Genomic DNA, 13,481 nt, shown 5'->3' with positions numbered 1-13,481 from the left:
ATAATCTTCTCTTTTTGTATGTAAAAAAACCTGACGGCCGGGATCGTTAAAATTCTCCAGCAGTCAGGCCTACTCAATCTTATTCACGATGCTCAAACGTTTTACAGGCTGTTTCCTCTACATCATCAGCTTCTCGGCCATTTTGGCCAATCACATAAATAGAGTCGGCAACGCACTTATCACCTTCAGCCCAATACTTGCAGTTCTCAACATTACATAAAACTTCTACTTCCATTCTTGGCCACCTCCTTTTGGATTACTGATCAATACCCCTTTTCCAAGTGAATTAACCATATGGAATTTAATTCCACACACAGGTGAAATGGCTGGGCTGCTGTTATTTGGAGAGAATTAGGCTTCTTAGTTTTATCGTCATTTCTGGAGAAGTTAGGTAAACAGATTCATCTGTAATATACATGAAGGCGCTTTTTTCATTGTCTTCTCCAAGCCACAAATGAATGCCGTGAGAAGGAAGTTCTCCTTTATATTCTACTGCTATATCATACTCAGGTTTACTAATATCTGCATTCCCTGACTGTTTTACAGCAGATGTTATTGCCTTTTCAAATACAGCGATCGATTTTCTATCCTTGAAAGAAATAAAACTTTCTTCATTAATTCCGCCTAGACCCTCCGATTTTGAAACTTTGATTTCTCTGACTTCCTCATCCAGCAGAACCATTGTTTCAGCTGATTGACAGCCTGCTATCATTGCAAAAGAAAATACCATGAATGTGCATAATAAAAAAGCTTTCATCCTCATCCCTCAAGTTTAAAATTTAGGCTCTTTTCGTATAAATTGTTGTTTTTTGCTTATCAATGCTGTCCGTTGATTTCCGCTCCAGGCTGCTCGCTTTCCGCGGGGCGGGCGGTGAGCCTCCTCGACGCTGTGCGTCTGCGGGGTCTCACCTGTCCGCTACTCCCGCAGACATTGAGTAAGCTCCCTTGAGTAAACACCGCACGAAGAAAATGCGAATGCATTTTCAAGGATCTCGCACCTTCCGCTACAATCAACTCAGTAAATATAATACAAAAAGCAACAAACCTTGTGAAAAAAAAGGAGGATGGACCGCTTGCCCATCCCCATTTAGAATTCAGTTATTATTTTCAAGATTCTTTGACACAAACGCATCAAGCAATTCACGCACTTCATCTGTAGACCTTGTGTTCATCAATTGATTTCTTAGTGCACTTGCCCCTGGAAATCCTTTGGCATAGATCTTGAAAAAACGGTGAAGAGCCGTGAACGGCCGCAGCTCTAAATGCGAATATTGATCATGAAGATCCATATGCAATCTTAAAAGGTCCAGCAATTCCTCACTGCTATGATCTTTCTTCTCCGTTTCAAAAGCAAATGGATTATGGAATATGCCGCGCCCAATCATAACTCCATCAATACCGTATTTCTCGGCCAGCTCCAAGCCCTTCTGACGGTCAGGAATATCTCCATTGATCGTCAAAAGGGTATCTGGTGCCACCTGGTCGCGAAGTTTCTTAATCTCCGGGATCAGCTCCCAATGCGCAGGCACTTTGCTCATTTCGTCCCTTGTACGCAGATGAATGGAAAGATTAGCAATGTCCTGCTCCAAAATGTGTTTCAGCCAGACCTTCCATTCGTCTACTTCCGTGAAGCCAAGCCTTGTCTTTACACTTACCGGCAAACCTCCTGCTTTGGCTGCCTGGATCAATTCAGCTGCCACTTCCGGGCGGCGGATCAGGCCGCTTCCCTTCCCGTGCTGTGCCACATTGGGTACAGGACAGCCCATATTGATATCCAATCCCTTAAAGCCCAGTTCCGCCATCCCAATACTCATTTGCCGGAAGTATTCAGGCTTATCCCCCCATATATGGGCTACAATTGGCTGTTCATCCTCTGTAAAAGTCAAACGCCCACGCACACTATTAATCCCCTCAGGGTGACAATAACTATCTGAGTTTGTAAACTCAGTAAAAAACACATCAGGTCTGGCTGCTTCACTCACCACATGGCGAAAAACAACATCCGTCACCTCTTCCATTGGTGCCAGTATAAAAAATGGCCGCGGTAACTCACGCCAAAAATTATCTATCATAGTAAAATTCAAATCCTCTCAATATGGGAAACCAACTTTTAATCCCAAAATTAAAAAGCAGAATATCCCTGCTTCTTTTACACTTATACCATGCTTAAGCACTTTTTATCAAACTGATTAAATAATGTAAATTTTAACTGCACAATTTTTGTACAGCTAAAATATCTCCTGCTGGCATCCATCCCATTAAACAGTATTCCACTGGCTGAGTAAAAAATAAAGCTTTGCTAAAACATCCTAAAAAACAGCAGGGATTAACAGAAAAAAGACCCCGAAACCGCAAAAATATTTTTTACGAAATCAGGGTGGATCAGCAAAAGCTTATGTTTGGGTTACACGTTTAAAACAAGTTGTGTCACACTCTCCACGTGTGCGGTCTGCGGGAACATATCCACAGGCTGTATGCCATTTACTTTATATTTGGGGCTCAGGACCGAAATATCCTTTGCCAATGTAGATGGGTTACATGAGACATAAACCACTTTCTTGGGCTGGACTTTTAAAATAGTCTTTAACAGCTGATGATCAAGTCCTGTTCTTGGCGGATCGACGATAATAACATCCGGACGCCATCCATCTTTTGTCCATTTAGGAAGCCATTCCTCTGCTTTGCCGACAACATATTGGGCATGTTTAATTCCATGGCGGGCAGCATTTTTCTTTGCATCCTCAATGGATTCCCTGATGATATCCATGCCGCGGATTTCCGCTGCCTGATCGGCTACCCATAATCCAATCGTTCCGACGCCGCAGTATGCGTCAGCTACTTTTTCCTTGCCGGTTAAAGCCGCTGCTCTTTTGACTTCATTATAAAGCTTAACGGTCTGTTCAGGGTTCAGCTGGAAAAATGTCCGTGCAGATAGTTCAAACTGCAAATCTCCGAGTGTTTCCTGGATAAAGTCCCTTCCGTCCAGATTCATGGTTTCCTGTCCAAAAATAAGGGAGGTTTTTTCACCATTCACATTTTGGATGATTGATTTTACTTCAGGAAGCTCGCTTTTGATTTTTCCTATTATGATCTCTTTCTTTGGAAGCTCTTTTTGAGTTGTGATCAGTACAATCTGAAGCTCTCCTGTCTGGATTCCCACCCTGGCAACGATTGTTCTTACTATACCCTTTCGGCTTCTTTCATTATAGATTGGGATTCTCAAATCCTGGAGAATTCGTTTCACTGTTTCAGTCGCCTTTGTTGTTTGCGGATGCTGCACTGCACAGTGCTCAATATTAATCAGGCGGTGCGAATTCATGCCATATAATCCGGCAAGCACCTTCCCGTCTTTTTGGCCAACCTGGAACTGGCTTTTATTTCTGTAGCTCCACGGATCTTCCATTCCAATGGTTTCTTTGATATCCAGCTTCTCGGGATTCAGCTTAGTATGGCGTTCTAAAGCTTGAATAATGATATCCCGTTTCTCCTTCAGCTGCTGATCATACCGGAGATGCTGCAGCTGGCAGCCTCCACACTCATGATATACCGGGCATGGCGGCTGAACACGGAATTCCGATTTTTTACGGATATTTTTTATTTTGGCCTCAGCAAACTTTGGGTTTACCTTTGTTGCTTCTGCTGTGATTTCCTCGCCAGGCAGTGCTCCTGGAACAAATACGACTTGCCTTTTAAAATAACCGACACCTTCCCCATTGATGCCAAGCCTTTTGATTGTCAGCGGGAATGTTTGCTTTAGTTTTAATTTAGCTGTTTGTTCTTGTTTCATGGTGCTTCATCACTCCAAATTACTCGATACTCCTCCACAAATAAAGAGAAGCATAGCTCAAATAAGGATCCCAGCTCTTCGAGAATGTCTCCATTTCCTCAAGAGTCGGTTTCGCTTCTAATTTATATAGTTTTTTTAAGGCATTCTGGATGCCAATGTCTGCAGCTGGAAAAAGATTTGGCCGGCCCAGCCCGAACATCAAGAAGTTTTGAACAGTCCAGGGTCCGACACCGCGCAATTTGATAAGTTTATCATAAATTTCTTCATCTGAAAGGTTTTTAAGCTCGTCAAAGTTTAAATTTCCCGAGGCCGTTTCTTTTGCGATGCCAATTACATACTCAGCCTTTCGTCCACTGAACTGCAGCTCTCTTAATTCATCCACTTTCAGTTCTGCAACTTTTTCGGGAAGCGGATAAAACCACACTCCATCCTTTTCGAATCCAAATGCTTTTACAAACCGTTCTGTTAACGTGTGTGCGAAAGCAAGATTAAGCTGCTGGTGAATAATGCATTTTAATATACAGCTATACGGATCAAAATCAAGAACAATTGGAGTACCATAATGAGCATCGAAAATTGGCTGTAATTCTGTGTTTTGAAAATGTTCGTGAATCCTCTCAAGAGGCAGATGCCATTGAAAAATTTCCGATAAACGCTCTGCTGCTTTTTCTTTAAAAGCGCCATCAGTTCCGGTTATTAAAAATTCTGGCTTATCAGTTGTACCGATTGCTTTTACATTTGCAACAACTGGATGTTGGCCGAGCAGCATAGGCACTTTCACAGACCGATTTTCTATATCAACCTGATTAAGAGGGTCATTCGAAAGCCTGTCCAGTACCAGATCAAAATTATAAGGTCCTTCTACCTGAATCTTTTCCAAGAAGAATCCGTCCTTTATCATTTTCCCCGATTATAGCATTTTTTGCCGTTATTTTACTAAAATTGTTGGACTATATACAAAATAGACCCTGAAAAGTTGGGTCTATTTCATGCAATTTATAAATTCCTGCAGTGTTACCGGCCGAAATTGGGCATTTACCGGCCATCTTAAAAAAATATCGGCCAAAGCACATAATTTACCGGCCTAATCTTAAGTTTTACGGCCAATATCACTTTGTTGTGCCCATCCAAATTTTTTATCGGCCGAAACTATCGTTTATCAGCCAAATCTTGGATTTATCGGCAAAATGTCCAGCTTTAACGGCCTACCACAATATTTATCGGCCAAACATATATTAGTACAGCATCCGCTCCCCAATTGCCTGTTCCCATGTCAGATCATCAAGGCTCTTAAAGGTGTACCCGCGTTTTTTCAGATCCTGTATGGCCTTTTGGAGAGCATCGGCATTGTCCTTTGAAACAGTATGCAAGAGAAGGATACAGCCTGGATGGATCTGACGCATAATATTGTCGTAAGAATACTGCCAGCCTTTCTGCCGGTCTGTGTTCCAGTCGACAAAGGCCAGTGACCAGAATACATGCGTATAGCCTTCCTTTTTAGCCAAAGCCAAAGTGCGTTCGCTGAAAATGCCTCGAGGCGGCCGCAAATATGCCATATGCTTAACACCTGTAAGCTTTTCGTTTTCAGCACGGACCATTTCAAGTTCTTTAATAAATTTCTCATCGCTCACTCTTGTCATATCAGGATGATGCCAGGAGTGATTGCCTATGATATGCCCTTCATCCGCCATCCTCTTTACAAGATCGGGTGCGCTTTTTAAATAATGTCCTGTTACAAAAAAGGCAGCAGGAACATTTTCCTTTTTCAGAACATCCAAAATTTGCCCTGTATAGCCGTTTTCATATCCATTATCAAATGTTAAATAAATGTCTTTTTTGCTTGGATCGCCTTTATAATAGGAGCCATGTCTTTCAAGCAGTGAGTCGAGCGGCTTTCCTGCTTCGGCAGGCACCTCATTTTTTGCTTTTTTGAATCCCCAGTGAACCGGCGAATTGCCATAATTCGCATAAGCTGTTCCGGAAAAAAACAAAATAAAAACACTCAGGAAGATACTTAATTTTTTCATCTGAGCTCCTCCAATATTTTTTTCTTAGTGTTTGTGAATGAAATAAAAACATTCGCAGGGATCATTGGCAAAAAAATGCACAAAAAAGAGAGGCCGCAAACAGCCTCTCTCCCGTTCATCTATTAGAATACACGCTCTTTGAATTGAGCCAATTTCTCAAGTGAAGATTTATCTACATCCCTATGAAGACTGTTCCCGTGGGAATCCATCGTCACAACTGCAGTAAAGCCTTCAACCTTAAGGTGCCACATAGCTTCCGGAATACCGAATTCCATGAGGTCCACGCCTTCAACCGACTTGATGCAGTCAGCATAATATTGTGCAGCACCGCCGATTGCATTTAAGTAAACGCCGCCATGTTCCTGAAGTGCTTCCAATGTTTTTGGCCCCATTCCGCCTTTACCGATAACAGCACGGATGCCGAACTTTTTCATGATATCTCCCTGATATGGCTCCTCACGAATACTTGTAGTCGGTCCAGCAGCTTTTACATGCCACTTGCCGTCTTCGTCCTTCATCATGACCGGGCCGCAGTGGTAAATGACCTGCCCATTCAGATCGACTGGTGCATCATGGTCCATAAGGTGATGGTGGATGGCATCGCGGCCCGTGTACATCATGCCGTTGATCTGTACCACATCACCAACCTTAAGGTTGCGGATCTGTTCTTCAGTAATCGGCGCCTGCAATGTTACGATGTTTGTTTGCTCTGCTGTTTCTGCTGCTGCCGCTGTCTCTAGTTCAGCTTCAGAAGCACCAAAGTCGATGTGCTCGCCTTCCTGATACATCCATTCATTAATTTCGCCTGTTTCCATGCTGATGGCTGCTCCTAGGCGGCGGAACGCCCAGCAATTATAGGCAACAGATACGAAGAAGCTTGCCGGAATACGGTTCATAACACCGACTTTACAGCCTAAAAGCGTGGTTTCCCCGCCGAAGCCCATTGTTCCGATTCCTAACTCATTTGCATTCTCCATCACGTAATCCTCGAGTTTGCGGAGATCTTCATTAGGATTTACATCATCTACAGAACGGAACAGCTGCTCTTTCGCCAGGTCATAGCCTGAAGAGCGGTCTCCCCCGATGCCGACACCGATAAAGCCGGCGCTGCATCCCTGTCCCTGCGCCTGGTATACAGAGTGCATGATGCATTTGCGGATTCCATCTAGGTCGCGTCCAGCTCGGCCAAGGCCTTCAAGTTCGCAGGGAAGGCTATATTGGATATTTTTATTTTCACAGCCGCCGCCTTTAAGAATCAGGCGGGCGTCTATATAATCTTTTTCCCATTGTTCAAATTTAATGACAGGTGTTCCGTAGCCAAGGTTGTCCCCGCTGTTGGCGCCAGTTAAGGAATCAACAGAGTTCGGGCGAAGCTTTCCGTCCTTAGTTGCCTGGGCGATTGCGTTTTTGATTGCTTCCTTCATGACCAGCTGGTTAGCACCGACTGGCGTCTTGATTTTGAAAGTCGGCAATCCGGTATCCTGGCAAATTGGCGACACATTATCATCAGCCATTTTAATATTATTCGTAATGGTATCTAAGCTCATCGCTGCTCTAGTGCCGGCATTTTCTCTTTCTTTCGCTGATTTGATTGCACGGCGCACATCACGCGGAAGATTAGTAGATGTCTCAACAATCAGCTGATACATGCTTTCCTGAAATTTGTCGATATTCATTGCTTTAGTCCCCTTCCCTTTGCTCCCTATATAGCTCATATCTTTTATGAAAATTACAATTATTAATCGTAATCATTATACTCCTATCTGATGCGTATTTAAAGACAAAGGTTGCAATCGTTTACAGGATGAAAGAGGAAATTCCCAAAGCAATTTCCATAAAAAAAGAGCCCTCAGGCTCCTGTTTTAATCGCGGTTATTAAATTCACGGCATTTGGATTCGAGGTCATCGATCATAGCAATTAAACGGTCGATGTCTTCGATTTCGGTGTCTTCCGGCTCAATAGCTTCCAGTACGTCCAGGAACATATTTAAGCGCTGTTTTAGAAAAGTAACCTGTGAATTCTTATCTTGAATCGGACTGCCCAAAACGTTCTCTCCTTTCGTCTCGATAACATCCTACATGAAATTAGTTATTTCAGCAAATAAGTATTTTTATTTAATATACCCTTCAATTGCCTCCATGCAACATGAATGGAGATAAAAATCTTCCGTTTACTGTCTTCCTATAAAAGGAATAAAAACCATATAGAAGGGAGGCAATCATGTTTTTTCAAGCTGGCAAGATTTATGGAGAGTTCTTTCAAATGGAGCTATAAGCTATATTTTTCTGATTCTGTTCCTGAGACTATCAGGAAAACGGACCTTAACAAAAATGATGCATTTGATTTAGTGGTAACAGTTGCCCTTGGGTCTACCCTGGCGACTATTTTCCTTAACAAACAGGTATCACTTGCAGAGGGTCTGACTGCATATGCACTTTTGATCGGCCTATATAGTAGCCTGGCTTTCTCTTCATTCAGCCACATTCAATAAAGCAAGTCCTGACCTGCTTTATTATCAAGGTCAATTCATAGAGTCAGCCTTATATAAAAACAGGGTTTTGAAATCAGTAATTATGCAGGCTATTCGTTCCAATGGGTTTTCCTCAATGGAAGATGTGGAAGCAGTTGTATTCGAGACTAACGGCAGTATGTTAGTCATTAAAAGGAGCAGCTCAAACAGCAAAACGAGCACACTATCTGATATTGATTCAAAGAAAAGCTGATGCCAGGCGGCATCAGCTTTTTATTTGCTCCTCTGTAATTCCGGCTGCCTTTCCTTCACGGCTGGAGTCAGCCGCACCATATAGACGGCCCTTCTCCCGGTCAATCTGAATGGCCTGAACATTCCCGATTCGGCTTGGCTTGTCTCCAAATTCAAATCCGCTTGACTCCATTTCGCCTTTGGATTCCATGCTTATTCCCGGCTCCCATTCAATAAGCGGGCCTGTTGTGGCAAAGATCCGGGGCTCTTCAATGGCTTCCTTTAGATTCATTTTATGGTCAATGATATTCACGATCGTCTGAAAAACCGAGCCAATAATGGTCGGTCCGCCTGGAGAACCAAGAGTTAGAACGGGCTGGTCATCCTTAAATAAGATCGTCGGGCTTTTGCAGCTGACCGGCCTTTTGTCCGGTTTTGGTTCATTGATTCCGCCAGGGTTGGCATCAAAGTCTGTAAGTTCATTGTTTAATAAAAATCCGTAGCCCTTTACTATAATCCCTGACCCAAATGGATGCTCAACGGTTGATGTACATGCGGCAATATTGCCCCATTGGTCAATAACCGTGAAATGAGTTGTTTCACTTTTCTCTAAGTCATCCGGCTGGCGAATAATCTGCTTTGGTTCGCCCCCTTGATATTTCCAGGGGTTTCCAAAATCTATTGCATCATTTCTCCTTTTAAAATTTATAGCCTTTACCCTTTCAGCAATATAATCATCATGTAGCAGGCCTTCAATAGGGAGATCAGAAAATTCCGGATCCCCTGAATAGGCAACTTTGTCCGCAAAAGCCAAACGCATAGCTTCGGTTATCAGATAATACTTTTCCCAGGACTTTGCGTCATATTGGCTTAAATCAAACTTCTCCAGCATTTTAAGAATTTGGATAACGGTTACCCCGCCTGCACTGGGAGGAGCGGACGAAGCGATCTTATAGCCTTTATACTCGCCCCATATCGGCTCATCAATGGTAAGCCGGTAATTTTTCAGGTCCTCCAGCGTCATAAAGCCGCCTTCTTCTTTTAACGTTTCTACGATGGCTTCAGCTATCTCTCCTTCATAAAAGGAGGCTATTCCTTCTTTTTGCAGGATCCTGAATGTCTTGGCTAAATGATCCTTGACAAGTCTGTCACCTTCCTTTAGAGATTTGCCTTCCGGAAAATAAAAAGCTTTGGCTTCCTCACCCAGCCTGTAATGAAAGTTCTGAAGAGCTTCCTCCATTACCCAGTTCACTTCAATGCCGCTTTCTGCGGCTTCTATTGCCGGCTGAATCAGATCGGCTAATGACTTTGAACCGTGATCCTTTACAGCTGAATCCATAGCTTTTAATATTCCCGGGATTCCTACTGCTGTTCCATGCGTAGAGCGTTTGCGAAAATCGATTACTTCCCCATTGTCATCGAGGAACATTTCCGGATGCACACCTTTTGGCGCCCTTGTGTGTCCATCATATATTTTTACATCTTTCTTTTTATTGTCGTAAACCATTAAAAATCCGCTTCCGCCAATGCCTGTCATCATTGGTTCTACTACATTTAATGCAAATTGGATGGCAGCTGCAGCATCTACTGCATTGCCGCCCTCCCGCAGTATTTTTTCACCTATATCTGTGGCAACTGAATGAGGACTGACTACCATCCCTGCAGTTCCAACAGCTGTTTCTCTTTCGTAAGATTGTTTTTCCATATCCTTTGATAATGATTTCCCTCGTCTATAACCCATAAATGTAACCTCCAAAAAATGTCCTATACCTATAGTTAAGGGTTACCCCCTCCATGTATATATAAAACAACCATCATTAGGAAACAGAACCAATAAAAAATCCTCCACTCATAAGAGCAGAGGAAATTTTATATTATTAATTAAAGGTTATTGCTGTTCTTTTGAGTCTCAGGACTATAGGTGACAGCACTTTCTCCACGCTCTACCGGGAAAGCAGTTTCTGAACTGCTCACTGAACTTGCTGCCTGGTTGTTCGAGCCAGTGGAATTTCCACCGTTCTCAACAGGGCTTTCCATTAATTCTGAACCTGCTTCCTTTACTTTTGACCCGATATCAGCCAGCTCGCTTTTTGCTTCCTTTGCTGTTGACATGGCTTCATTAGACACTTCTTTTACCATATCCATGTTGCCGAAAACATCTTCGTTGACACGCTGGTACAAACTCTGGGCATCTTTAATGGCCTCTTTAAGAGTATTGGAAGCACTCTTAAACTGGTTAATCATATTATCCTTTACATCACCAGGATTTTCTTTCACTTCAGAAATAAGATTTGCAGAAGAATCCTTTAGATCCATCGCTTTCGTTTTTACTTTTGTTCTTGTTGTACTATCCAGCATTGCTAAAGCCCCGCCAATAATACCGCCAATGACAATCCCTTTCATCAGCTTGCTGTTTGATCCGTTATCATGGTCATAATTCATATCCTGTCCATAATCTGATCTTAAAGCAGTTGTTGTGTTTGTTGTATTATAAGTGTTATTCTGTTCCATGTTAAATCCTCCTCTTAAGTTAAAAAGTGTTTCGCGTTTGTTATTGAGTTAATTCCCGCATGAGGAGAAATTAAACGTTTTTATATCATTTTTAGTCCAAACTATCGATTGACATGGGATATGAAAGATTAAATAATGACAAAGGACTTAGATTTAAAAGGAGATACATATGAAAACACAACTTTCACCTATCACACCGGAAAATGATCCATGGGAAGCTTATTCCGATATCGATCAGCACGGAAAATTGGTGCTTTCAAATATTGAATTCACAACCACTGTATTATGCAACATGCGCTGTGAACACTGCGCTGTCGGCTATACACTTCAGCCCAGGGACCCCGATGCCCTGCCCATTGATTTGATGCTTAAGAGGCTGGATGAAGTTTCTCATTTAAGCTCACTGAGCATTACCGGCGGGGAGCCGATGCTTTCAAAAAAATCGGTTAAAAATTATGTTGCGCCGCTGCTTCGCTATGCGCACGAAAGAGGGGTCAGAACACAGATTAATTCTAATCTGACACTGGAGTTAGCCCGTTATGAAGAAATCATTCCATATTTGGATGTCCTTCATATTTCTCATAACTGGGGAACTGAGGAGGACTTTATCGAAGGCGGCTTTGCGATGATGGAGCGAAAGCCGACGATAGAGCAGCGTCAGCGGCTCTTTTACAGGATGATTGAAAACAGCAGGGAGCTCGTGAAAGCGGGGGTAATGGTTTCTGCTGAAACAATGCTCAACAAACGGACATTGCCTTATCTTGAAAAAATTCATAAACAGATTATAGAAGAAATGAACTGTCAGCGCCATGAGGTCCATCCAATGTATCCATCAGACTTCGCCTCATCATTAGAAACATTAACTCTTGAAGAAATGAGATCAGCCATCCATCATCTGCTGGATATCCGGGATGAGAATACATGGATGCTGTTTGGCACCCTGCCCTTTTATGCCTGCAGCAGCAATAAAGAAGACCTGGATCTTTTAAGAAGACTGCATTCATCAAATAATGTAACCGTCCGGAATGACCCTGACGGAAGATCACGGCTGAATATAAATATTTTCACCGGCGATGTCATTGTCACTGACTTTGGCGATACACCGCCGCTGGGAAATATCCAAACTGATCAGCTTGAGGATATTTATCAAAAGTGGAGCAAAACAGAACTCGCTGATTCTCTGAACTGTCATTGTGCGGGGGTTAGATGCCTTGGCCCTAACGTTCTGGTAAAGAACAGCTACTATAAAGAAACAGATTTCAAAACAAGACGTTCGAATATCTAATAGATTAAGCCAGCCTATATGTCAGGCTGGCTTTTTTATTATCTAGGCCTTTCCGAAACAAGAAACCCAAACGTCACATGATCCTGAATCGGAATCCAGGCACCTATTCCCTGTGAAGTGACATTTTTAATGACAATCATTTTCTTGCTGCCTTTCAGCATCAAATACACTTCTCCATACGTTACTTTCCCCTTTTCATTGATTGCGGGAGCATAGCCGTATAGATACCCTAATCTTTTGGGCGGAATGTTATAGATATGATCTTTTTTGGTGCCTGCTCCAACAATCGTTTCAAAAGCAAGAGGCAGACCGGATTTCTCCATGGCTTTGAGAAGCATCATCTTTTTTACATCCTCGGCATTGGGAACCTTGGCAGTCAAACCTCCACGGACAACCTTTTGGGCTTCCTGAACATAATGAATCTGGTATGGGGCCTTGCCGCCGCGGTTGTCGAAATAATTCGTGTTAATCCTCTGATATTCCCAATTAGGGGAGGTTTCAGCAGACTCATAATTAAGCGGCCACTGACCGAGATAGACGATGGCCCTGTATCCAAGTGCGAACGGAGTGCTGCTCACAGAGGTTTCATTCAGCATCCGAATGAGATCCGGATTTTCGATTTTAACCTTGGATGAATCAATGAGCTGCTGGGTTAATTCACTCGGCTGGAGTGTCGGCATATCCTGAGCCGGATTAGGATACGTATTTTCCTTTGTAACATTCAGCACCGAATTAGGGACAACAATGGCCTTCGGCGGCTGTTTTGCCGATTTCTCAGTCCCTTTCTGCGCTTCTGCGGCCGGATGGAATGACAGTATTAATATAAGACCTAAAAAAAGAATGCTTACGTATTTTTTCATGATGTCTTTCTCCTTTCAAGTCACAATCTTTTTAGGTTGATATTAGTTTTTTCGGAGAAAGTGGATATTATCCGTCCCGTGAAAAATAACGGAGGGATTTGAGGAGGAATCAGCAGCAAAAATATTTCATTTGTAATGATTTTGTAAAAATCTGAATATTTACAAATATCTAATAATGTTTTATAATAGGCTTACTAAACTAAAGGAGGGCAGTGGAAATCAACCCCACTACTATGTAAAAGGAGGAGAATCGTTTTTTTGTTAAGTCTTCTGCAAGTCATGATAATGGTCAAAAATCAGCGTAAAGGT

At 42.6% G+C, this 13,481-nt stretch carries 14 protein-coding genes; 3 read left to right on the top strand and 11 right to left on the bottom strand.

Features of this window, described 5'->3' with window-relative positions:
- Positions 1-79: 79 nt before the first annotated feature.
- The 8 genes from MKY20_RS26870 to MKY20_RS26835 all read right to left on the bottom strand — a co-directional run bounded on the left by MKY20_RS26870 (position 80) and on the right by MKY20_RS26835 (position 7,859).
- Positions 80-235, bottom strand: a complete 156-nt coding sequence (locus MKY20_RS26870; RefSeq protein ID WP_019383459.1) for a DUF1540 domain-containing protein — start codon at positions 233-235, stop codon at positions 80-82.
- Positions 236-337: 102 nt separating this feature from the next.
- Complete coding sequence (locus tag MKY20_RS26865) at positions 338-757, bottom strand: hypothetical protein (RefSeq protein ID WP_019383458.1); 420 nt, start codon at positions 755-757, stop codon at positions 338-340.
- Between the two features lie 337 nt (positions 758-1,094).
- Positions 1,095-2,072 carry a tRNA dihydrouridine synthase gene (locus MKY20_RS26860; protein ID WP_251173959.1) on the bottom strand — a complete coding sequence of 326 codons (978 nt, stop codon included), beginning with the start codon at positions 2,070-2,072 and terminating at the stop codon, positions 1,095-1,097.
- Positions 2,073-2,404: 332 nt separating this feature from the next.
- Positions 2,405-3,787: a 23S rRNA (uracil(1939)-C(5))-methyltransferase RlmD gene (rlmD, locus tag MKY20_RS26855; RefSeq protein ID WP_251173960.1), complete on the bottom strand. Its 1,383-nt coding sequence runs from the start codon at positions 3,785-3,787 to the stop codon at positions 2,405-2,407.
- 19 nt (positions 3,788-3,806) lie between these two features.
- Positions 3,807-4,688 (bottom strand): DNA-3-methyladenine glycosylase family protein, encoded by an 882-nt coding sequence (locus MKY20_RS26850; protein ID WP_217025741.1) that lies wholly within the window; start codon positions 4,686-4,688, stop codon positions 3,807-3,809.
- A 334-nt stretch (positions 4,689-5,022) separates the two neighbouring features.
- Positions 5,023-5,814 carry a delta-lactam-biosynthetic de-N-acetylase gene (gene pdaA / locus MKY20_RS26845; protein WP_251173961.1) on the bottom strand — a complete coding sequence of 264 codons (792 nt, stop codon included), beginning with the start codon at positions 5,812-5,814 and terminating at the stop codon, positions 5,023-5,025.
- Positions 5,815-5,936: 122 nt separating this feature from the next.
- Positions 5,937-7,490 carry a fumarate hydratase gene (locus MKY20_RS26840; RefSeq protein ID WP_284521341.1) on the bottom strand — a complete coding sequence of 518 codons (1,554 nt, stop codon included), beginning with the start codon at positions 7,488-7,490 and terminating at the stop codon, positions 5,937-5,939.
- A 186-nt stretch (positions 7,491-7,676) separates the two neighbouring features.
- Complete coding sequence (locus MKY20_RS26835) at positions 7,677-7,859, bottom strand: SE1561 family protein (RefSeq protein ID WP_009335760.1); 183 nt, start codon at positions 7,857-7,859, stop codon at positions 7,677-7,679.
- Between the two features lie 201 nt (positions 7,860-8,060).
- Between MKY20_RS26835 and MKY20_RS26830 the strand changes: the two genes are divergently transcribed.
- Entirely contained in the window at positions 8,061-8,306 is a 246-nt protein-coding gene (locus tag MKY20_RS26830; RefSeq protein WP_251173962.1) for a hypothetical protein, read from the top strand.
- Complete coding sequence (locus MKY20_RS26825; protein WP_341004436.1) at positions 8,266-8,538, top strand: YetF domain-containing protein; 273 nt, start codon at positions 8,266-8,268, stop codon at positions 8,536-8,538. Before MKY20_RS26830 ends, MKY20_RS26825 begins: the two co-directional genes overlap by 41 nt.
- A gap of 12 nt (positions 8,539-8,550) precedes the next feature.
- Here MKY20_RS26825 and ggt read toward each other — a convergent pair whose 3' ends face one another.
- Both ggt and MKY20_RS26815 read right to left on the bottom strand, forming a co-directional pair.
- Complete coding sequence (ggt, locus tag MKY20_RS26820; RefSeq protein WP_071155890.1) at positions 8,551-10,257, bottom strand: gamma-glutamyltransferase; 1,707 nt, start codon at positions 10,255-10,257, stop codon at positions 8,551-8,553.
- A gap of 140 nt (positions 10,258-10,397) precedes the next feature.
- Positions 10,398-11,027, bottom strand: a complete 630-nt coding sequence (locus tag MKY20_RS26815) for a hypothetical protein (protein WP_009335757.1) — start codon at positions 11,025-11,027, stop codon at positions 10,398-10,400.
- 169 nt (positions 11,028-11,196) lie between these two features.
- On the opposite strand from MKY20_RS26815, the gene yfkAB reads away from it, so the two are divergent.
- Positions 11,197-12,312: a radical SAM/CxCxxxxC motif protein YfkAB gene (yfkAB, locus tag MKY20_RS26810; protein WP_071155886.1), complete on the top strand. Its 1,116-nt coding sequence runs from the start codon at positions 11,197-11,199 to the stop codon at positions 12,310-12,312.
- 38 nt (positions 12,313-12,350) lie between these two features.
- Here yfkAB and MKY20_RS26805 read toward each other — a convergent pair whose 3' ends face one another.
- Positions 12,351-13,172, bottom strand: coding sequence for a YfkD famly protein (locus tag MKY20_RS26805; protein WP_009335737.1), 822 nt, complete (start codon positions 13,170-13,172; stop codon positions 12,351-12,353).
- Between the last annotated feature and the right edge of the window lie 309 nt (positions 13,173-13,481).

The organism is Cytobacillus sp. FSL W8-0315 (assembly GCF_038002905.1).
Classification (GTDB): Bacteria; Bacillota; Bacilli; order Bacillales; family Cytobacillaceae; genus Cytobacillus; species Cytobacillus pseudoceanisediminis.
Note: the sequence above shows the minus strand (reverse complement) of the source record. Positions and strands in the feature narration are given on the sequence as shown.